Origin of the sequence: Micromonospora sp. NPDC004540 (genome assembly GCF_040610095.1) — a bacterium.
In the GTDB taxonomy this organism is placed as follows: domain Bacteria; phylum Actinomycetota; class Actinomycetes; order Mycobacteriales; family Micromonosporaceae; genus Micromonospora.
Genome location: NZ_JBEXLR010000044.1, coordinates 29471 through 48946 on the forward strand (window position 1 = coordinate 29471; position 19476 = coordinate 48946).

At 72.2% G+C, this 19476-nt stretch carries 18 protein-coding genes and 1 pseudogene; 11 read left to right on the forward strand and 8 right to left on the reverse strand.

The window, feature by feature from the left end; all coding sequences use genetic code 11:
* Positions 1-28: 28 nt before the first annotated feature.
* A complete protein-coding gene (locus tag ABZV78_RS16795) occupies positions 29-2005 on the reverse strand; it encodes a protein kinase (RefSeq protein WP_355639436.1) in 1977 nt (658 codons plus the stop codon).
* Between the two features lie 91 nt (positions 2006-2096).
* Between ABZV78_RS16795 and ABZV78_RS16800 the strand changes: the two genes are divergently transcribed.
* Positions 2097-2309, forward strand: coding sequence for an acyl-CoA carboxylase subunit epsilon (locus ABZV78_RS16800; RefSeq protein ID WP_355639438.1), 213 nt, complete (start codon positions 2097-2099; stop codon positions 2307-2309).
* Between the two features lie 101 nt (positions 2310-2410).
* Positions 2411-2863 carry a hypothetical protein gene (locus tag ABZV78_RS16805; RefSeq protein ID WP_355639440.1) on the forward strand — a complete coding sequence of 151 codons (453 nt, stop codon included), beginning with the start codon at positions 2411-2413 and terminating at the stop codon, positions 2861-2863.
* A 292-nt stretch (positions 2864-3155) separates the two neighbouring features.
* On the opposite strand, the gene ABZV78_RS16810 is transcribed toward ABZV78_RS16805, so the two are convergent.
* Positions 3156-3410 carry a hypothetical protein gene (locus ABZV78_RS16810; RefSeq protein ID WP_355639442.1) on the reverse strand — a complete coding sequence of 85 codons (255 nt, stop codon included), beginning with the start codon at positions 3408-3410 and terminating at the stop codon, positions 3156-3158.
* Positions 3411-4292: 882 nt separating this feature from the next.
* Here ABZV78_RS16810 and mycP point away from each other — a divergent pair.
* The 3 genes from mycP to ABZV78_RS16825 are packed head-to-tail and all read left to right on the forward strand — an operon-like array spanning position 4293 to position 6702.
* The gene (gene mycP / locus ABZV78_RS16815) at positions 4293-5372 is read left to right on the forward strand and encodes a type VII secretion-associated serine protease mycosin (RefSeq protein WP_355639444.1); all 1080 of its coding nucleotides are present in this window, start codon (positions 4293-4295) and stop codon (positions 5370-5372) included.
* Positions 5373-5382: 10 nt separating this feature from the next.
* Positions 5383-6039, forward strand: coding sequence for a Maf family protein (locus tag ABZV78_RS16820; protein ID WP_355639445.1), 657 nt, complete (start codon positions 5383-5385; stop codon positions 6037-6039).
* Between the two features lie 9 nt (positions 6040-6048).
* Positions 6049-6702 (forward strand): O-methyltransferase, encoded by a 654-nt coding sequence (locus tag ABZV78_RS16825; protein WP_355639446.1) that lies wholly within the window; start codon positions 6049-6051, stop codon positions 6700-6702.
* Between the two features lie 48 nt (positions 6703-6750).
* Here ABZV78_RS16825 and ABZV78_RS16830 read toward each other — a convergent pair whose 3' ends face one another.
* From ABZV78_RS16830 to ABZV78_RS16845, 4 genes are all read right to left on the reverse strand, one after another.
* Positions 6751-8019, reverse strand: a complete 1269-nt coding sequence (locus tag ABZV78_RS16830; protein ID WP_355639448.1) for an MFS transporter — start codon at positions 8017-8019, stop codon at positions 6751-6753.
* 64 nt (positions 8020-8083) lie between these two features.
* On the reverse strand, positions 8084-8839 hold the full coding sequence (locus ABZV78_RS16835) for an ABC transporter permease (protein WP_091260395.1): 756 nt from the start codon (positions 8837-8839) through the stop codon (positions 8084-8086).
* A gap of 17 nt (positions 8840-8856) precedes the next feature.
* Entirely contained in the window at positions 8857-9816 is a 960-nt protein-coding gene (locus ABZV78_RS16840) for an ATP-binding cassette domain-containing protein (protein ID WP_355639450.1), read from the reverse strand.
* A 120-nt stretch (positions 9817-9936) separates the two neighbouring features.
* Positions 9937-10536: a PadR family transcriptional regulator gene (locus ABZV78_RS16845; RefSeq protein WP_355639465.1), complete on the reverse strand. Its 600-nt coding sequence runs from the start codon at positions 10534-10536 to the stop codon at positions 9937-9939.
* Between the two features lie 131 nt (positions 10537-10667).
* On the opposite strand from ABZV78_RS16845, the gene ABZV78_RS16850 reads away from it, so the two are divergent.
* Entirely contained in the window at positions 10668-12419 is a 1752-nt protein-coding gene (locus tag ABZV78_RS16850; RefSeq protein WP_355639452.1) for a biotin carboxylase N-terminal domain-containing protein, read from the forward strand.
* A gap of 81 nt (positions 12420-12500) precedes the next feature.
* Entirely contained in the window at positions 12501-13940 is a 1440-nt protein-coding gene (locus ABZV78_RS16855) for a GuaB1 family IMP dehydrogenase-related protein (RefSeq protein WP_355639454.1), read from the forward strand.
* 36 nt (positions 13941-13976) lie between these two features.
* On the opposite strand, the gene ABZV78_RS16860 is transcribed toward ABZV78_RS16855, so the two are convergent.
* Positions 13977-14525 (reverse strand): TetR/AcrR family transcriptional regulator, encoded by a 549-nt coding sequence (locus ABZV78_RS16860; RefSeq protein WP_355639456.1) that lies wholly within the window; start codon positions 14523-14525, stop codon positions 13977-13979.
* A gap of 86 nt (positions 14526-14611) precedes the next feature.
* On the opposite strand from ABZV78_RS16860, the gene ABZV78_RS16865 reads away from it, so the two are divergent.
* The 4 genes from ABZV78_RS16865 to ABZV78_RS16880 all read left to right on the forward strand — a co-directional run bounded on the left by ABZV78_RS16865 (position 14612) and on the right by ABZV78_RS16880 (position 19407).
* Positions 14612-15052: a DoxX family membrane protein gene (locus tag ABZV78_RS16865; protein ID WP_355639458.1), complete on the forward strand. Its 441-nt coding sequence runs from the start codon at positions 14612-14614 to the stop codon at positions 15050-15052.
* Between the two features lie 55 nt (positions 15053-15107).
* Positions 15108-15629: a MarR family winged helix-turn-helix transcriptional regulator gene (locus ABZV78_RS16870; RefSeq protein WP_355639467.1), complete on the forward strand. Its 522-nt coding sequence runs from the start codon at positions 15108-15110 to the stop codon at positions 15627-15629.
* The gene (locus ABZV78_RS16875; RefSeq protein ID WP_355639459.1) at positions 15623-17356 is read left to right on the forward strand and encodes an ABC transporter ATP-binding protein; all 1734 of its coding nucleotides are present in this window, start codon (positions 15623-15625) and stop codon (positions 17354-17356) included. Before ABZV78_RS16870 ends, ABZV78_RS16875 begins: the two co-directional genes overlap by 7 nt.
* 116 nt (positions 17357-17472) lie before the next feature.
* Entirely contained in the window at positions 17473-19407 is a 1935-nt protein-coding gene (locus ABZV78_RS16880) for an ABC transporter ATP-binding protein (protein ID WP_355639469.1), read from the forward strand.
* On the opposite strand, the pseudogene ABZV78_RS16885 reads toward ABZV78_RS16880, so the two are convergent.
* Positions 19386-19476 (reverse strand): annotated as a pseudogene (locus ABZV78_RS16885) (RidA family protein); the annotation flags it as partial. The gene ABZV78_RS16880 and the pseudogene ABZV78_RS16885 sit on opposite strands and share 22 nt — an antisense overlap.

The window sequence follows — 19476 nt, forward strand, 5'->3', positions numbered from 1 at the left end:
CAGTTTCGCAAGGGCGGAATTCCCTGGGTCAGTTCGCCCGATCGGGCTTGAAGCCCTTGGTGATGATCTCCCAGTTGGCCAGGTTGGCCTCCCAGGCGGTCGCCGGGACCTCCCAGCGCAGGGCGAAGCCCCGGTTGCTGGCGGTGGCCACGCCCCGGTTACGCACGTGGAAGCGGGTCCCGCCGTTGCGCGTCTCCAGCCAGTCCCAGTCGGCACAGGTGCGGAAGTAGTCGCAGCGGGTGATGCCGACCAGCTTGTAGTCGTCGACGTACCTGCGGCGGGCCGGCTCCTGCTGCTGCCAGTCGCTGTAGGCGTCCTTCTTGGGCGTGTCGGTCCACTGGATGAAGAGCACGCGCCGCGCGCCCCCAGTCTCGTAGAGCACGACCTGCCTGTTGCCGGGCCGGGCCTGCCAGCCCTCGGGGATCGGCACCCGGAAGCCGTTCGGGCCCCGGTAGTAGCGCCAGCCGGCGGGCAGGGTGTCGGCGGAGGCCGAGGGGGTTGTCGACGGGGTCGCGCTGGGCGCCGCACTGCTCGGCGCGGCCGACGTCGGCGCGGCGCTGGTCCCCGGCGCGGGCGGAGCCGCGGCCGACGAGGTGGCGGCGGCCGGCTGCCCGCCACCCTTGTCGTCACCGGAGTTGAGCAGCGGCACGGCCACCGCCAGGCCGACCAGCAGCACCGCGACCAGGGCGCCGATCAGCAGGTTGCGCCTGTTGCGCTCCGGCTTCGTACCCGGGATCACCGCCGCCCGGCCGGTCGACGGCGCCGGGCTGACCGGCTCGGCCAGCACGGAGGTCGGGTTGCTCGGCGGGGCCGGCCGCTCCACCACCGGCTCGCCGTCCAGCATCGTCTCGTCCAGGGCCGGGTCGGCGCCGTCCACCCGGGTGTCGGCGCCCACCGGACCGGCGTCGAGCTTCGTGGTCGGTTCGGCGACCGGCGGGGCCACCTTCGCGGTGGGCACGGCGTCCGAGCCGGCCGGCATCTTCGCGCTGGCACCGGCGATCCCCGCGGCACCGGCGACGGCGGCCGCGGACGTACCCCCGTCGGGCTTGCGCGGCGCCGGGGTGACCGGCGACTCGGCCTGGTCGTCGGCGGGACGCGGCACGGGCACCAGCGGCGGGCGCGGACCGCGCGGACCGTTCGGCCCCGGCCGGCGTACGCCGTCCAGCAGCGGGATGCCCTTGGCCCGCCGTCCCGCGGCCTTGCGCAGCATGCGCTCCGCGACCTCGGCGGTGATCCGCTCCTCCGGGTCCTTGCGCAGCAGGCCCTGGAGCACCGGCTTCAGCGGCCCGGCGTTCTTCGGCGGCGGCAGCGGCTCGGTGGCCAGGGCGGCCAGGGTGGCGATCGCGGACGGCCGCGCGTACGGCGACTTGCCCTCCACGGCGGCGTAGAGCGTGGCGCCCAGCGACCAGAGGTCGGCCTCCGGCCCCGCCGTGCCGTCCTTCGCCCGCTCCGGCGCGATGTACGCGGGCGAGCCGAGCACCATGCCGGTGCGGGTGACGTTCGGGTCGCCCGGGATGGTGGCCAGGCCGAAGTCGGTGAGCACGACGCGGCCGTCGTTGCCGAGCAGCACGTTGCCCGGCTTCACGTCGCGGTGCATGATGCCGGCCTTGTGCGCGGCCTTCAGCGCGCCCAGCACCCCGAGGCCGATCTCGACGGCCTTCGCCGGCGAGACCGGGCCGTCCTCGGCGATCGTGTCCTGCAAGGACTTCGACGCCACGTATTCCATGACGATCCACGGGTCGCCGTCGGTGCGCAGCACGTCGAAGATGCGGACCACGTTGATGTTGTTGAGCCGGGCGATCGCCCGGGCCTCCCGCAACGAGCGTTCCCGCATCTCGCGGCGCTCTTCGGGGGTGAGGCTGGGCGGCGGAACGAGTTCCTTGATCGCCACGTCGCGGTGCAGTACCTCGTCGCGCGCCTTCCACACCCGACCCATGCCGCCCTGGCCGAGCGGCGAGATGAGCCGGTACCGGTCGGCGACGAGTTGGGGAAGCGGGTTAGACATCGCTGAAACCGTACCCGGCAGCCCCAACCGGTACACCGGCGGCACGCCACTGTGCGGTGAAGGTCAAGTTCTGGACGCGTACCCTGTCGGCATGTCTGCCGAAGAGCCGCTGTTCCGGATCGTCCGCGGCGTGCCCACCGCCGAGGAGCTGGCCGCCCTGGTCGGCGCCATCGTGGCGCGGACCCGACCGGCCGCGGCCCCCGCGCCGGCCGCCGTGTCGCAGTGGGCCCGCAGCGCCCGCCCGGCCGGCGCGGCGCCCGTCGCCGGCCCCGGCGCGTGGCGCGCCTCCGGCCTCCCCCGCTGACCCCTCCCGGGTACGCCACCCGCACATCAGGACTGCCGGGATCCGCGAGGAGCCATTAACCTCACTCAGGGAAACCGTGCGGTGACGGGCAGGGAGGTTCGATGATCCCGGAGGACAATCAGCCAGCCGGCTGGCTGCGTGACTACGGCGGCATCGAGGCCGACATCCGACGGATGCGCGAGTTCGCCGACCGGCTCCAGGACGAGGTCAGCAGCGACTACGCCCCCCACCTGTCGTACATCGCCGACGACATGAAGGCCCCGGTCCCCAACCCGGCCGACGCGTTCATCGAGCTGGTCCAGTTCCTCCAGGCCCACCACGAGACCCAGCAGGCCACGGTCAGCATGGTCTGGGACCTGGCCCCGGCCACCGGCCGGCTGGCCGGCGCCGCCGGCCACATCGCAGCGACGTACGGCGACTCCGACGCCTTCTCCTCGGCCCGGGTGGCCGACGTGGAACGGGCCCTGGCCACGCCCTCGGCCGCGGCCGCCCGCCCGGTGCCGCCGCTGACGGATCCGACCGCACCCGAGCAGGGGCGGGTGGTCCTGCCGTGATCGAACGAGGCAGCGGGCGCACCTCCGGCCTCACCGACTGGCGCCTCATGGACGTGCTCAGCATGTGGGCGTGCCTCCAGGACCAGGACACCACCGGCCAGTGGAAGCAGGTCGCCGGCTGGCGCAAGGTCTGCGACCTCGCCCTGGCCCACGTCAGCCGGCTGCGGGAATACCGCCGCGGGCTCGCCGAGGCGTGGCCGCCCGAGACCAACGCCGCCGCGCGGGCGTACCTCGCGGAACTCGACCAGCTCATCGACCAGGTGCAGCGCACCCACGACGCCGCCGCCGCGAACTACGACGCGCTCGCCGCCGCCACCCGCGCCATCGGCAGCACCCGCGCCGAACTCCAGCCGCTCCACGACGAGTACGCGGAGAAGGTGCGGCAGAAGCAGGCGTACGAGGCGATCGTCGCCGACCCGAAGGCGGTGGCGGGGAGCCGGCTGCCGGAGAAGCCACCGGTGACGGACGCGGATCTGGAGCAGCTGAACGTACGGGCGCGCGGGCTGATGACGGGGTTGAGCGGCGAACTCCAACAAGCCCAGGTCATGCTCCAACGCCCACCAGCACCGAAGCCCTGGCCAGGACGAGAGCACCTTGACCCCGATGCTTACGGGGGAGCTTCAGTTCCAGTCGTCCCACCCATCGTGCCCCTTCCAGTGACTTCAACAGGTGCATCGCCTCGATCAAGCCGGTCGTCAGTGGGGGTGCAACCCATTCCACCTCCTGCGGCCGCTGACAGAGGACCGGTACCTGGACCTGGACCTGGACCAGTCTTGGGCGGCAACGGCACAGGCCTGGCACCCAAACCGACAACTCCCAATCCACACAGCACGGCACCGCTGACACCCTCGACCGGTACCGGACCGGGGGCGCCACCGAACGTCCCGCCGATCTCGCCGTTGACTGGGATGCCACACAACTCTGGCTCCGGGCGCCCTCCCCTGGGTTCCCGCGGTCGCCCAATTGCTGGAGGCGAAGCCCCAGCTCCGTCCCCCTCCTCGTCACGGGCTGTGCCACCAGGAGGCCTGATTGGTGGCACGCCAGGCATGGGGCCCCGCCAACCGAACGGTGGGGGCGTGCCGCGCCGAGTGAACCCTGTCGGTGGGGTGATCGGAGGCGGCGGCGCAGGTACTGCGCCGAGCGGTGCCGCGGGCTCCCGCCCGGGTATCGGACGAGCCAACCAGGCAATCGGGATGAATGGCGTCTCCCCGTTGGGTGGCGCGCCAGGGATTGGCCAGCGCTCTCAGCGGGCTGAAAACGAACCGCGCCGCTGGGATCCAGACCACCCTTGGGAGATTGACGAGGGAGTTACGCCAGTTGTCCGCCCACCAGAGGATCGCGGCCCAATCGATCCTGGACCAGCTATCGGCTTCGACCGTTGAGACGGCATCACTTCGTCGCAACCGTTACTGCACTAGTCTTCTCGGCGGTGCCTCCACCTACCGCGACAGCAGTTGCGGAGCCGGAACCATCTGCGGCCCAGAGGATCCGTGAAGACGAGTGGCACCTGAACTATCTTAATGTCGGCAAGGCGCATCAGATAAGCCGCGGTGAGGGCGTTGCCGTTGCAATTGTGGACACAGGCGTCGCCCCCCACCCGGATCTAGTTCGAAATCTACGTCCCGGGACGGATCTCACTGCCGCGGGCGATGGCTTGCAAGATGCTGATGGCCACGGAACTGCGATGGCCGGCCTCATTGCAGCACACGGCCAGCGAGAAGGGCTTGGCGCCCTAGGCATTGCTCCATCGGCGAAGATACTCCCCGTACGCGGCAAGGTCACCAATGACGGCGGCGACACGGACGACCTTGCCCGTGGCATGGAGTTTGCAATTCAACAAGGCGCAGACATCATTTGTATCTCCGCCGTTGCAGCAAGAAGCAGTCGCCTCGCGTCTGCGGTAAAGGGCGCTCTTCAAGCAGACGTTGTAGTGGTGGCGGCAGCGGGAAATCGCCCAGACGACCCTACTGTGGGCTATCCCGCTTCAGAGGAAGGGGTCATTGCGGTCGGAGGAATTGATCGATCCGGCATGCATGCGGCGGTTTCGGTGACCGGTCCTGAGGTGGATGTGGCAGCACCGGCGGTCGACATTTACAGCACCAGCTATGGCGGCAAGTACTCAAAGGGAACGGGCACCTCGGGTGCCACCGCCATCGTGGCTGGCGCCGCCGCCCTGATCCGTTCCAAGTACCCCGATCTCCCCGCCCAAGAGGTCGCCCACCGCCTGACCGCAACCGCGATCGACAAGGGCCCGCCCGGCCGCGACGACGAGTACGGCTACGGCGTCATCGACCTGGTCGCCGCCCTCACCGCCGACGTTCCCCCACTCGGCTTCGAGACGCCGTCGGTCACCGCGCCCACCTCGACGGTGGCCCGCGACAGAAACGACGACGACTCCACGGCGCGCGGGCTGGTGACGCTGGGTGTGCTGCTCGCGGCGGGCGGCGGTTACCTGGTCTGGCGCCGGCGTCGACGTGCCGACGACCCGCCGCCGCGGATCAGCCGGTAGCGTCGGCAGGGTGTTGACCTCCGTGCCGCTGCGCCTCGTGCTCGCCTCGCAGAGTCCCGCCCGCCGCAAGCTGCTCCAGGCCGCCGGCATCGAACCCGACGTGCTGGTCAGCGGCGTCGACGAGTCGCAGGTGGTCAGCGAGCGGGCCCAGGAGCTGTGCCTGGAGCTGGCCCGGCTGAAGGCGCAGGCGGTGCTGGGCCGGTTGCGTCCCGACCCGGACGAGCGGACGCTCGTGCTCGGCTGCGACTCCGTGCTGGCGTTCGACGGTGAGATCCTCGGCAAGCCGGCGGACGCGGCGGATGCCACCCGGCGCTGGCAGCGCATGCGCGGGCGCAGTGGGGTGCTGCACACCGGTCATTGCCTGCTCGACGTGGTGCACGAGTCCCGCGCGGAGGCGGTCGCCTCGACCACCGTGCACTTCGCCGACATCAGCGACGACGAGATCGCCGCGTACGTGGCGACGGGTGAGCCGCTGGCGGTCGCCGGGGCGTTCACCATCGACGGGCTGGGCGGGGCGTTCCTGACCGGCATCGAGGGTGACCCGGGCACGGTGGTGGGGCTGTCTCTGCCGCTGCTGCGCAGTCTTCTCGCCGAGTTGGAGCTGAACATCACGGACCTGTGGACGAAGGTCGCGCCAGGAGGCCAGGAGATCGAACATCTCGGCTAACGTCCGACCATGAGCACGAAGCCGTTGCCGCTGACCCCGGAACTGCACGCGTACCTCGTGGCGCACGGGTCCGCCCCGGACGAGATCGTCCGGGAGCTGGCCGAGGAGACCCGCGCCGCCCTTCCCGCCCAGGCGGACATGCAGGTCGCGCCGGAGCAGGCCGCGTTCCTGACCTTCCTGACCCGGCTGCTCGGCGTCCGGCAGGCCGTGGAGGTGGGCACGTTCACCGGGCTCTCCTCGCTGGCCATCGCCCGGGGCCTCGCCGAGGGCGGCCGCCTGACCTGCTTCGACATCTCCGAGGAGTACACCGGCGTGGCCCGGCGCTACTGGACCCGGGCCGGCGTGCAGGACCGGATCGAGCTGCGCATCGGTCCGGCCGCGGACACGCTGCGCCAGCTCCCGCAGGAGCGCTACCTGGACTTCGCGTTCATCGACGCCGACAAGGTCGGCTACCCGGTCTACTGGGACGAGCTGGTGCCTCGGATGCGCCCGGGCGCGGTGATCGCCGTGGACAACACGCTGCGCGGCGGCCGGGTGCTCGCCCCGCAGAACGCCGACGACCGCGCGATCGCCGCCTTCAACGACGAGATCCTCGCCGACGTCCGCGTCGAGGTCGTCATGCTCCCCATCGCCGACGGCGTGACCCTGGCCCGCGTGCTCTGAACCGGGCACGCCGAGGCGGAGTCGATCAAGCCAGCGAGCGGGAGCCGGTCACGCGGCGGCGGAGACCGGGGTGCGGTCGTCGGCGGGTGCGGGCCGGCGCAGGGCGCGGCCGAGGCGCACGGTGAGCAGCATGGCCGCGGCGACGAACCCGGGCAGGAGCAGGAAGGCCAGGTGCGGGCCGACGCCGTCGGCCACCCAGCCGAGCGCGACCGGCGCGATCCCGAAGCCCACCCCCATCGAGTACGACGACCAGCCGGCCGCCTTGTCCGCGGCCGGCCCGGCCGCGGCGAGGGCGATGGAGATCGCCAGGGGATAGTGCAGGGCGTTGCCCAGCCCGAGCACGACCAGGCCGGTGACCGCCAGCCAGCCGACCGGGGCGGACCAGAACAGCGCGAACCCGGCCAGGGAGACGGTCAGCGCGGCGAGCAGCAGTGGCACCGGCGGCCAGCGCAGCGCGAGCCGGCCGCCGGCCAGCCGGCCGGCGAACATGCCGCAGACGATCGCCGCGACGGCCGCCGACGCCCCGCCGGCGCTGAGCCCGGCGTGGGTACGGAGCACGTCGGCGGTCCACAGCGACAGGCAGACCTCGATCGAGCCGGTGACCGACATGAGCACCCAGGCGATCCAGTACGCCCGCGGCAGCCGCCCCGAGACCGCGCGGCCGCCACCCTCCGCCGTCGGCCTGGCGAGATCTTGGACGGTTTCCGTTCGGGACGAACGGTAAGTGTCCAAGATCCGATGCGCAGCAGCAGCGCGAGGCAGGCGTACCCGGAAGGTCAGGGCGGCGAGGGCGACCAGGGTGATCAGCCCGACCTCGACGGCCATCACCGGCCGCCAGCCGAGGCCGGCGTCGACGGTCGCGCCGATGACCAGCGGCGCGAGGATGCCCATGCCGGCGCAGGCCGCGTTGGCCTCGCTGAGCGCGGCGGGCGCGCCGGGGCCGTGGTGGGCGGTCAGCACGACGTTGATCCCGCTGATCACCATCATGCCGAAGGTGGCGATCACCGCGACGGCGGCGATGGTGGCGGGCAGCGGGTGGAGCAGGCCGAGCGCGGCGACGCCGGCGGCCACGCCGGCGAGCCCGAGCCAGATGGCCGGGCCGCGGCCGAGGCGACGGGCGGCCGGCGCGAAGAGCGCGCCGCCGGCCAGGGCGCCGACCGCGATGCCGGTGCTGTGCAGGCCGGCGACGGCGGCGCTGGTGCCCTGTTCGTCGCGGAGCAGCGGTACGACGGGACCGAACCCGTAGAGGAAGAAGCCCCACAGTCCCAGCTGGGCGTAGGTCAGCCAGGTCGTCCTGTCACGGGTGAGGCGGGGCACCGGCCTTACGCTACGCGCGCGCGGCCGGCACCCCGCCCCGGATGAGAGGCAGCTCTCGTCCTGCTCAGCGGACGCTGCGGGCGAACTGCCGGGCGGCCCAGACCACCCCGGCGACGGCGAGCACCGCGACGATGGTCAGCCCCTGCCAGACCTTGTCGTTGCCCAGGTCGCCGGCGAAGAGCGCCCGGGTGCCGTCGACCGCCCAGGAGAACGGGTTCCAGTCGGCGATGCCCTGGAGCCAGCCGGGGGCGAAGGTCAGCGGCAGCAGGATGCCGGAGAGCAGCAGCACCGGCTGGGCCACGGTGTTCATGAGCGGGGCCAGCGCGTCCTCGCTCTTGACCTTGAGCGCGACGCCGTAGGAGACGGCCGAGGTCATGAGCGCGATGAGGGCCAGCATCAGGTAGGCCAGCAGCAGGTCGCCGATGAAGACGCGCAGGTCGAACAGGAGCGCGAGCAGCGTGATGATCACCGCCTGCACGATCAGCGAGACGACGTCCCGCAGCGAGCGGCCGAGCAGCAGGGCGAGCCGGCTGACCGGGGTGACCCGGGACCGTTCGATCACCCCGGCGCGCAGCTCGGCGATCAGGCCGAAGCCCTGGAACAGGCCGCCGAAGATGGCCAGCAGCACCAGCAGGCCGGGCACGAAGATCTTGTACGCGGCGGCCTGGGTCGGCGCGTTCAGCGCGGGCTTGAGCAGCGGGGCGAAGAGCAGCAGGTACATCACCGGCTGGAAGACGCCGACGAAGACCCAGACGGGGTTGCGCAGCAGCAGTTGGATCTGGCGCTGGAAGATCAGCCAGGTGTCGCGGGCGAGTTTCATGACAGTGCTCCCGATGCTCAGGACTCGCGCAGCGAGCGGCCGGTCTTGGTGAGGAAGACGTCGTCGAGGCTGGGGCGGTGCAGCTCGATCGAGCGCAGCTCCAGCCCGGCGTGGTCGAGGCGGCGCAGCACCTGCGGGATGGCGGTGGCGCCCTCGTCGACGTAGAGGCGCAGGCCGCCCTCGTCGGCGGTCTCCAGCTTGCTGACGTACGCCTCGGTGTCGAGCAGTTCGGCGGCCTTCGGGGTGGTGGCCGCGTCGAGGCCGACCAGCACCACCTCGCCGGAGATCTCGCGCTTCAGCTCCGCCGGGGTGCCCTCCGCGACCACCTCGCCGTGATCCATGATCGCGATACGGTCGCAGAGCGCGTCGGCCTCGTCGAGGTAGTGCGTGGTGATGAAGACGGTCATCCCCTCGGCGCGCAGCCGGCGGATCTCGTCCCACATGTGCGCCCGGCTCTGCGGGTCGAGGCCGGTGGTCGGCTCGTCCAGAAAGACGATCTTCGGTTCGTGGATGATGCCGAGCGCGATCTCGACCCGGCGGCGCTGGCCGCCGGAGTAGGTCTTGCACTTGCGGTCGGCGTACTCGCTGAGCTGGAAGGCGTCCAGCGCGCGGGCGGCGCGGCGGTGCGCCTCGGCCTTGCCGATGCCGTAGAGCCGGGCGTGCAGCACCAGCTCCTCGCGGGCGGTGGACTCGTCCCAGGTGCTGCCGCCCTGGGCCACGTAGCCGATGCGCCGGCGCACCTCGGCCGGGTCCTTGCGCAGGTCGGCCCCGGCGATGGTGGCCTCGCCGCCGTCGGGCTCGATGAGGGTGGCGAGCATCCGCAGGGTGGTGGTCTTGCCGGCGCCGTTGGGGCCGAGGAAGCCGAAGATCTCCCCCTCGGCCACCTCGAGGTTGACGCCACGGACCGCGTCCACGGTCTTCGTCTCGCGACCCGCGCGGGAGCGGAACGACTTCCGCAGCCCCCTGGTCTCGATCATGTCTGCTCCTGGTCCTCCGGGCCGGCGCGACCGGCCGCCGATGGTCCGCGAGGAGGACGGACGGCTTCCCCACGGCTCGCGCAGAGACTAACGCGATATAACTCTTGTGGTCAACGTTGATTATTCCGCGACGGGGGCGCCGTCCGTCCAGCCCGACCACCCCTCGGCCTGCTCCACCCCAGCAGGCAGGTACGACACTCCGGACTCGATCCGCTCGGCGATCCGTTCGCACCAGGCCATCTCCGCCTCGGCCCGGGCCAGCCAGAGTTCGAACATCCAGCTCACGTGCACCGGCTTGCGGTTGCGCACCCAGTCCGAGTCCAGCGAGGCGCGCATCGACTCGACGCCGGCGCGGATCAGGTTCGCCCGGTTGCGCAGCGCCGCCGCCGCCTCGTCCCGCGGCATCACCGGCAGGAACGAGAAGGCCGCCACGAAGGGGTCCGGCGGCTCGTTGAGCTGCCACCACTGCGCCCGCAGCAGGGTCTCGAACTCCTCGTCCCCCTTCGGCGTCACCTCGTAGGTGGTGCGGGCCGGGCGGGCGCCGACCTGCTCGACGGAGACCGTCCGGAGCAGCCCCTCGTCGGTGAGCTTGCGTAGTGCGTGGTAGATCGAACCGGGCTGCACGTTGGCCCACTTGTCCGCGCTCCAGCTCAGCAGCTCACGGCGCACGTCGTAGCCGTGCACCGGCTGCATCCACCTGACCAGCCCGAGAATCATCATCCGTGTTGCCGACACCGGACAAGCGTAATAGCCAAATTTGACTACAGTGCGGCATCCCACACTGAGCGATCGTTAGGGCCGAATCCCCGGCCGATACACTCCCGGCAACGACCTCGGGAGGAGCCACCAAGGTGCGCAAGGTACTCATCGCCAACCGCGGCGAGATCGCCGTCCGCGTCATCCGCGCCTGCCGCGACGCCGGCCTGGCGAGCGTCGCCGTCTACGCGGACTCCGACCGGGACGCCCTGCACGCCACCCTCGCCGACGAGGCGTACGCCCTGGGCGGCGACACCGCCGCCGACAGCTACCTGCGGATCGACAAGCTGATCGACGTGGCCGCCCGGGCCTGCGCCGACGCGGTGCACCCCGGCTACGGCTTCCTCTCCGAGAACGCCGACTTCGCCCAGGCCGTCATCGACGCCGGGCTGACCTGGATCGGCCCCACCCCGCAGGCGATCCGCGACCTCGGCGACAAGGTGACCGCCCGGCACATCGCCCAGCGGGCCGGCGCGCCGCTGGTCCCCGGCACCCCGGACCCGGTCGGCAACGCCGACGAGGTGATGGCCTTCGCCGTCGACCACGGCCTGCCGGTCGCCATCAAGGCGGCCTTCGGCGGCGGCGGACGCGGCCTCAAGGTGGCCCGCACCATGGAGGAGATCCCGCACCTGTTCGAGTCGGCCACCCGCGAGGCGGTCGCCGCGTTCGGTCGGGGCGAGTGCTTCGTCGAGCGTTACCTCGACCAGCCCCGCCACGTCGAGGCGCAGGTGCTGGCCGACCAGCACGGCAACGTGATCGTGGTGGGCACCCGGGACTGCTCGCTCCAGCGTCGGCACCAGAAGCTGGTCGAGGAGGCCCCCGCGCCGTTCCTCACCGAGGCCCAGCGCCGGCAGATCCACGACAGCGCCAAGGCCATCTGCCGGGAGGCCGGCTACCACGGCGCCGGCACGGTGGAATACCTGGTCGGCCTGGACGGCACCATCTCCTTCCTGGAGGTCAACACCCGGCTTCAGGTGGAGCATCCGGTGACCGAGGAGACCGCCGGCATCGACCTCGTCCGCGAGCAGTTCCGCATCGCCGACGGCGAGAAGCTGCGGTTCACCGAGGACCCCACCCCGCGCGGGCACTCGATCGAGTTCCGGATCAACGGCGAGGACCCGGGCCGCAACTTCCTGCCCGCCCCGGGCACCATCACCGCGCTGCGGCTGCCCACCGGCCCGGGCGTCCGGGTGGACACCGGCATCTCGGCCGGCGACGTGATCGGCGGCAACTTCGACTCGCTGCTGGCCAAGGTGATCATCAGCGGGGAGACCCGTACCGAGGCGCTGGAGCGGGCCCGCCGCGCGCTGGACGAGATGGTCGTCGAGGGCATGGCCACGGCGCTGCCCTTCCACCGCCTGGTGGTGCGTGACGCGGCGTTCACCGCCGAGCCGTTCCGCGTGCACACGCGGTGGATCGAGACCGAGTGGAACAACATGGTCCCGGCCTTCACCGCCCCCGCCGGCGCCGTCGAGGGCCCGGCCGAGCGCGAGACCGTCGTGGTCGAGGTGGGCGGCAAGCGGCTGGAGGTCACCCTCCCGGCCGGCCTCGGCGCGGGTACGGCGGCCGCCGCGCCCGCCGCGAAGAAGCCGGCCCGGCGGGGCGGCGGCGCCACGGCCGGCGCGGCGGCCGGCGGTGACACGCTCGCCTCGCCGATGCAGGGCACGATCGTCAAGATCGCCGTGGCCGACGGGGACACCGTCGCCGAGGGCGACCTCGTGGTGGTCCTGGAGGCGATGAAGATGGAGCAGCCCCTGCACGCCCACAAGGCCGGCACGGTCAGCGGCCTGTCGGCCGAGGTCGGCGCCGTGATCACCGCCGGCGCCGCGATCTGCACCATCTCCTGACGGCCGCGGCGGTCCCGCCGGCCGGGGTGGTTTGGGCCACCAGCGGCGGCGGGACCGGCCGCGAGCAGGAATGATGGCCGGGTGCGGTTCCTTCATGGCGCGGTTCCCGCGCACGATCTGACCTACAACGACGTCTTCATGGCGCCCAACCGGTCCGAGGTGGGCTCCCGGCTCGACGTCGACCTGGCCACGACCGACGGCACCGGCACCACCGTCCCGCTGGTGGTGTCGAACATGACCGCGGTCGCCGGCCGGCGGATGGCCGAGACGGTGGCCCGGCGCGGCGCCGTCGCGGTGATCCCGCAGGACATCCCGATCGAGGTGGTGGCGAACGTCGTCGCCTGGGTCAAGCAGCGGCACCTGGTGCACGACACCGCGATCACGCTCGGCCCGACGGACACCGTCGGCGACGCCATCCACCTGCTGCCGAAGCGATCGCACGGCGCGGTGATCGTGGTGGATGAGGCCGGCCGCCCGCTCGGTGTGGTGACCGAGGCGGACACGGTCGGGGTGGACCGCTTCGCCCAGCTCCGGCACGTGATGTCGACCGAACTGCACACCGTGCCTGCGGACGCGGACCCGCGTACCGGCTTCGACCGGCTCTCGGCGGGCCGGCGGCGGCTCGCCCCCGTGGTGGACGCCGAGGGCCGCCTCGTCGGGGTGCTGACCCGGTCGGGCGCGCTGCGCGCCACGCTCTACAAGCCGGCCGTCGACGACCGGGGCCGGCTGCGCATCGCCGCCGCAGTGGGCATCAACGGCGACGTCACCGGCAAGGCGGCGGCGCTGCTGGAGGCCGGGGTGGACACCCTGGTGGTGGACACCGCGCACGGGCACCAGGAGCGGATGATCTCGGCGCTGCGGGCGGTCCGCAAGCTCGACCCCGGGGTCCCGGTGGCGGCCGGCAACGTGGTCACCGCGGACGGCGTACGCGACCTGGTCGAGGCGGGCGCCGACATCATCAAGGTCGGCGTCGGGCCGGGCGCCATGTGCACCACGCGGATGATGACCGGCGTGGGCCGCCCGCAGTTCTCGGCGGTGCTCGACTGCGCCGCGGCGGCCCGCTCGCTCGGCCGGCACGTCTGGGCCGACGGCGGCGTACGGCACCCGCGGGACGTGGCGCTGGCGCTCGCGGCGGGCGCCTCGAACGTGATGATCGGCTCCTGGTTCGCCGGCACCTACGAGTCGCCCGGCGACCTCTACACCGACGCCGACGGCCGGCGCTACAAGGAGAGCTTCGGCATGGCCTCGGCCCGCGCGGTGAGCGCCCGGACCGCCGAGGACAGCGCGTTCGACCGGGCCCGGAAGGCGATCTTCGAGGAGGGCATCTCCTCCGCCCGGATGTACCTGGACCCGACCCGGCCCGGTGTCGAGGACCTGATCGACGAGATCATCTCCGGGGTGCGCAGCGCGTTCACCTACGCGGGCGCGCGCAACCTGGAGGAGTTCCACGAGCGGGCCCTGGTCGGCGTGCAGAGCACGGCCGGCTACACCGAGGGCATGCCGCTGCCGACGAGCTGGTGACCCCGGGGCCGGGTCCCTCGCCGAGGGGCCCGGCCGTCAGGGGAAGAGCCGGCTGATCACGGTGCGGGCGGCGGCCTCCGGGTCGGGGCCGACCCGGGGCGGCAGGGCGCCGGAGAGCCAGAGCGTCGCGAAGCCGTGCACGATCGACCAGGCGGCCAGCGCGTCGACGTCCGGCCCCCGCCCGGTGCGCCGGGCCACGCCGGTGCGCAGCAGCTCGCCGGCCCGGGTCCGGGCGGCCACCACCTCGGGGTCGTCGGCGCGGTAGAGGTCGGGGCGGAACATCACCTCGAAGTGGGCCCGGTGCCGGATCGCGAACCCCACGTACGCCACCCCGGTGTCGACCAGATCGTCGCCGGCGTTCCCAAGCGCCTCGGCCAGCAGCTCGAAGCCCTGGGCGGCGAGCGCGGTGAGCAGCCCGGCCTTGTCGCCGAAGTGGTGGGCGGGGGCGGCGTGCGAGACGCCGGCCCGGCGCGCCAGGTCGCGCAGGCTCAGCGCGGCCGGGCCGGACTCCGCCATCACCTCCACCGCCGCGTCGAGCAGGGCGCGGCGCAGGTCGCCGTGGTGGTACGCGCGGGACTGGGTCATGCCCACCACTTTAACTTGCCATTGACAAGATGGCCTCTCGCGGCGCAATCTTGTCGCCGACAAGTTATCTTCCGGGAGGCGTACCCATGGCACCCCTGATCGCCCTCTTCGCCGGCACCGCGGTGGCCCGACTCGCCGGCCTGCTCGGCCTCGCCGCCCTCGACGGCTGGCACCCCGCGCTGCGGGTCGGCCTGGCTCTGATGTTCGCGCTCACCGGCTCGGCGCACTTCCTGTCCCGCCGCGCGGACCTGATCGCCATGGTGCCGCCGGGGCTGCCCCGACCCGCCCTGCTGGTCACCCTGACCGGGGTGCTCGAACTGCTCGGGGCGCTGGGGTTGCTCCTGCCGGCCACCGCCCGCCCGGCCGCGGCCGGCCTGGCGCTGCTGATGCTGGCCATGTTCCCGGCCAACGTCTCGGCGGCACGCCGGGGACTCACCCTCGCCGGCCGCCCGGTCACCCCGATCGGCACCCGGACGGCCCTCCAGGTGATCTTCGTGGTCGCCGCCCTGGCGGTGGTGTTCGGCTGACCGCGTAAATACTTTGGGCCCTGACGATTCGGGGGCTAATCTAACGCCCGTGAACATGGGACCGCTCGTCCGCTTCCCCGACGCGCTCCAGCAGGCGCCGCTCGGCCGGCTCGTCTCGATCGCCGGGCACGTCGTCGAGCAGCACTGGGGCCGCTACCTCGCCGAGCACCACGGGCTCACCTCCGCCGGCATGCGGGTGCTGCTCGTCCTGCTGCGGGCCGGCGACAGCACCCACCGGGAGATGGCGGAGCGGTGCTTCGTCCGGCCGGCCACCCTCACCGGCATCGTCGACACGCTGGAGCGCGACGGCTTCGTCGCCCGACGGCGGGACCCCGACGACCGGCGCAGCGTCCAGCTCAGCCTGACCGACAAGGGCCGCGAGCACGCCCTCGCCATCATCGACCTGATCCACAGCAACCGGCCGCTGACCTCGGTCGACGCGGACCCGGCCAAGCAGGCGGTGATCCGCGAGTTCCTCACGGAAATCATCACGAGCATGTCCGATGGCGACCTTCGCCGGTTGAACCCGGACAGCGAGTCCGACACCGAGAAGCCATCGGGGAGCCGTCCGTGCTGATCCGCCTGCTCCGTACCCACCTGCGCCCGTACCGGCGGATGCTGGCCGCGGTGGTGGCCTTCCAGTTCGTCGGCACGATGGCCTCGCTCTACCTGCCGAGCCTCAACGCCGACATCATCGACCGGGGCGTGGCCCTCGGCGACACCGACCAGATCATGCGTACGGGCGGCTCGATGCTGCTCGTCAGCCTGCTCCAGATCGCCTGCTCGATCATCGCCGTCTACCTCGGCGCGAAGACCGCGATGGGCTTCGGCCGGGACGTCCGGGCGGGCATCTTCGCGCACGTCAACAGCTTCTCCGGCCGCGAGGTGGCCCGCTTCGGGGCGCCCTCGCTGATCACCCGGAACACCAACGACGTGCAGCAGGTGCAGATGCTCGTGCTGATGAGCTGCACGATGCTGGTCGCCGCGCCGATCATGAGCGTCGGCGGCGTGGTGATGGCGCTCCAGGAGGACGTGGGGCTCTCCTGGCTGATGCTCGTCTGCGTGCCGGTCCTGGCGGTCGCGCTGGGCCTGATCACCCGGCGGATGGTCCCGGGCTTCCGGCTCATGCAGACCCGGATCGACACGGTCAACCGGGTGCTGCGCGAACAGATCACCGGCATCCGGGTGGTCCGGGCCTTCGTTCGGGAGCCGTACGAGACGGAACGCTTCCGGGTGGCGAACACCGACCTGACCGCGACCGCCCTCCGGATCGGCCGACTCCAGGCGTTGATCTTCCCGCTGGTGATGCTGGTGCTCAACGTCTCCAGCGTCGCGGTGCTCTGGTTCGGCGCCGAGCGGGTGGACTCCGGCCAGATCCAGGTCGGCGCGCTCACCGCCTTCCTTCAATACCTGATGCAGATCCTGATGGCGGTCATGATGGCCACCTTCATGCTCATGATGGTGCCGCGCGCGGCGGTCTGCGCCGAGCGGATCGTCGAGGTGCTGGACACCGAGTCGTCGGTGGTGCCACCGGTCGAGCCGATGATCGCCATGACCCGCCGGGCGGAGCTGGAGTTCCGCCGGGTCGCCTTCCAGTACCCCGGGGCGAGCGCACCGGTGCTGCACGGCATCTCGTTCCGGGCCAGCCCCGGCCGGACCACGGCCATCATCGGCTCCACCGGCGCGGGCAAGACCACCCTGCTCAGCCTGATCCCCCGGCTGGTCGACCCGACCGCCGGCGCCGTGCTGGTCGACGGGGTGGACGTGCGGCTGCTGGAGCCGGACGAGGTGTGGCGCCGGATCGGGCTGGTGCCGCAGCGGCCGTACCTGTTCAGCGGCACGGTCGCCAGCAACCTCCGGTACGGCAACCCCGACGCGACCGACGCCGAACTCTGGGCGGCCCTGGAGATCGCCCAGGCCCGGGACTTCGTGGCGGAGATGCCGGGCGGGCTGGAGGCGCCGATCGCGCAGGGCGGCACCAACGTCTCCGGCGGCCAGCGGCAACGGCTCGCGATCGCCCGCGCGCTGGTCCGCCAGCCGGAGATCTACCTCTTCGACGACTCCTTCTCCGCGCTCGACCTCGGCACGGACGCCCGGCTGCGCGCCGCGCTGAGGCCGGTCACCGCGGACGCGGTGGTGGTGATCGTGGCCCAGCGGGTCTCCACGATCGTCGACGCCGACCAGATCATCGTGCTCGAGGACGGGGGCGTCGTCGGGATGGGACGACACGAGGAGCTGCTGGTGACCTGCCCGACGTACGCCGAGATCGTGGCGTCCCAGCAGACGGCGGAGGTGACCGCGTGAGCGCCCCCGTACCCGGGCAGAAGCCGGGTCCCGGCCCGAAGGCCGGCGCCGACGGGCGGACGCCGCAGCGGCTGCCGGCGGCGGCCGCACGGCGCGGCGGCGGGGGGCCACCGTGGATGGGCGCCGCCATGCCGGCGGAGAAGTCCATGAACTTCGGGCCGTCCGCCCGCCGGCTGCTCGGCCGCCTCCGGCCGCACCGGTTCTCCCTGACCGCGATCGTCACCCTGGCGGTGGCCAGCGTCGGGGCGAGCGTGATCGGCCCGAAGATCCTCGGGCACGCCACCGACATCATCTTCGCCGGGGTGGTCGGCCGGCAGATCCCCGCCGGCACCACCCAGGAGCAGGCGGTGGCCGCGGCCCGGGCCGCGGGCAACGACAACTTCGCCGACATGCTGGCCCGGATGGACGTGGTGCCCGGGGCGGGCATCGACTTCACCGCGCTGGGTCGCACGCTCACCCTGGCGCTCGGGCTCTACCTCGGTGCCAGCCTGCTGATGTGGTGGCAGGGCTGGCTGCTCAACGGGGTGGTGCAGCGCACCGTGCTGCGGTTGCGCGCCGAGGTGGAGGAGAAGCTCAACCGGCTGCCGCTGCCCTACTTCGACAAGCAGCCCCGGGGTGAGCTGCTCAGCCGCGTGACCAACGACATCGACAACATCTCGCAGACCCTCTCGCAGACGCTCAGCCAACTGCTCAGCGCGCTGCTCACCGTGGTCGGCGTGCTGGCCATGATGGTCTGGATCTCGCCGCTGCTGGCCCTGGTCGCCCTGGTGGCGGTGCCGCTGTCGGTGGTCGTCACCCAGCAGATCGCCAAGCGGTCGCAGCGCCGGTTCATCGCCCAGTGGCGGCACACCGGTGAGCTGAACGGCCTGATCGAGGAGACGTACACCGGCCACGAGCTGGTCAAGGTCTTCGGCCGGCAGCGCGAGGCGCAGGCCGCCTTCGCGGCCAAGAACGAGGAGCTGTTCCGGGCCAGCTTCGGGGCCCAGTTCATCTCCGGGATCATCATGCCGGCGATGATGTTCGTCGGGAACCTCAGCTACGTGGCGATCGCCGTGGTCGGCGGGCTGCGGGTGGCCTCCGGCTCGATGAGCCTCGGCGACGTGCAGGCGTTCATCCAGTACTCGCGGCAGTTCACCCAGCCGCTGACCCAGATCGCCTCGATGGCCAACCTGCTCCAGTCCGGGGTGGCCTCGGCCGAGCGGGTCTTCGAGGTGCTCGACGCCGAGGAGCAGGCCCCGGACCGGCCCGCGCCGCCCCGCGTCACCGGCCGGGTCGAGTTCGAGCACGTCTCCTTCCGCTACGACCCGGACAAGCCACTGATCGACGACCTCTCGCTGGTGGCCGAACCCGGGCACACGGTGGCCATCGTCGGCCCGACCGGCGCCGGCAAGACCACCCTGGTCAACCTGGTCATGCGGTTCTACGAGCTGGACGCCGGCCGGATCACCCTGGACGGGGTGGACATCAGCTCCATGCGCCGGGACGAGCTGCGCGGCAAGATCGGCATGGTGCTCCAGGACACCTGGCTCTTCGGCGGCACCATCCGGGACAACATCGCGTACGGGCGACCGACCGCCAGCGAGGAGGAGATCCTGGCCGCGGCCCGGGCCACCTTCGTGGACCGGTTCGTGCGCAGCCTCCCCGACGGCTACGACACCGTGATCGACGAGGAGGGGAGCAACGTCAGCGCCGGCGAGAAGCAGCTCATCACCATCGCCCGGGCGTTCCTCGCCGAGCCGTCGCTGCTCATCCTCGACGAGGCGACCAGCTCGGTCGACACCCGCACCGAGGTGCTGCTCCAACGGGCCATGGCGGCGCTGCGCACGGAGCGGACCAGCTTCGTCATCGCGCACCGGCTCTCCACCATCCGGGACGCCGACCTGATCCTCATGATGGACCAGGGCCGGATCGTCGAGCAGGGCACGCACGACGAACTGGTCGCCGCGAACGGCCCGTACGCCCAGCTCTACCGGTCGCAGTTCACCGGCGCGGTGATCGACGAGGAGGCTGCCGCGCCGCTGCCGGCCGGTGACTGGACGGCCGGCACGTAGCTGGCCAGCGGCGCCGCCACCTCGGGCAGGGTCAGGCCGAGTTCCGCGAGCTTCGCGTGCGGTCCGTTG

What these genes read in the sequence shown, in the direction of transcription:
- ABZV78_RS16795 (WP_355639436.1), bottom strand. Translation starts at nt 2,005, where the DNA reads ATGTCTAACCCGCTTCCCCAACTCGTCGCCGACCGGTACCGGCTCATC.
- ABZV78_RS16800 (WP_355639438.1), top strand. Translation starts at nt 2,097, where the DNA reads ATGTCTGCCGAAGAGCCGCTGTTCCGGATCGTCCGCGGCGTGCCCACC.
- ABZV78_RS16805 (WP_355639440.1), top strand. Translation starts at nt 2,411, where the DNA reads ATGATCCCGGAGGACAATCAGCCAGCCGGCTGGCTGCGTGACTACGGC.
- ABZV78_RS16810 (WP_355639442.1), bottom strand. Translation starts at nt 3,410, where the DNA reads ATGACCTGGGCTTGTTGGAGTTCGCCGCTCAACCCCGTCATCAGCCCG.
- ABZV78_RS16825 (WP_355639446.1), top strand. Translation starts at nt 6,049, where the DNA reads ATGAGCACGAAGCCGTTGCCGCTGACCCCGGAACTGCACGCGTACCTC.
- ABZV78_RS16835 (WP_091260395.1), bottom strand. Translation starts at nt 8,839, where the DNA reads ATGAAACTCGCCCGCGACACCTGGCTGATCTTCCAGCGCCAGATCCAA.
- ABZV78_RS16840 (WP_355639450.1), bottom strand. Translation starts at nt 9,816, where the DNA reads ATGATCGAGACCAGGGGGCTGCGGAAGTCGTTCCGCTCCCGCGCGGGT.
- ABZV78_RS16845 (WP_355639465.1), bottom strand. Translation starts at nt 10,536, where the DNA reads ATGATGATTCTCGGGCTGGTCAGGTGGATGCAGCCGGTGCACGGCTAC.
- ABZV78_RS16860 (WP_355639456.1), bottom strand. Translation starts at nt 14,525, where the DNA reads ATGACCCAGTCCCGCGCGTACCACCACGGCGACCTGCGCCGCGCCCTG.
- ABZV78_RS16865 (WP_355639458.1), top strand. Translation starts at nt 14,612, where the DNA reads ATGGCACCCCTGATCGCCCTCTTCGCCGGCACCGCGGTGGCCCGACTC.
- ABZV78_RS16870 (WP_355639467.1), top strand. Translation starts at nt 15,108, where the DNA reads ATGGGACCGCTCGTCCGCTTCCCCGACGCGCTCCAGCAGGCGCCGCTC.
- ABZV78_RS16880 (WP_355639469.1), top strand. Translation starts at nt 17,473, where the DNA reads ATGGGCGCCGCCATGCCGGCGGAGAAGTCCATGAACTTCGGGCCGTCC.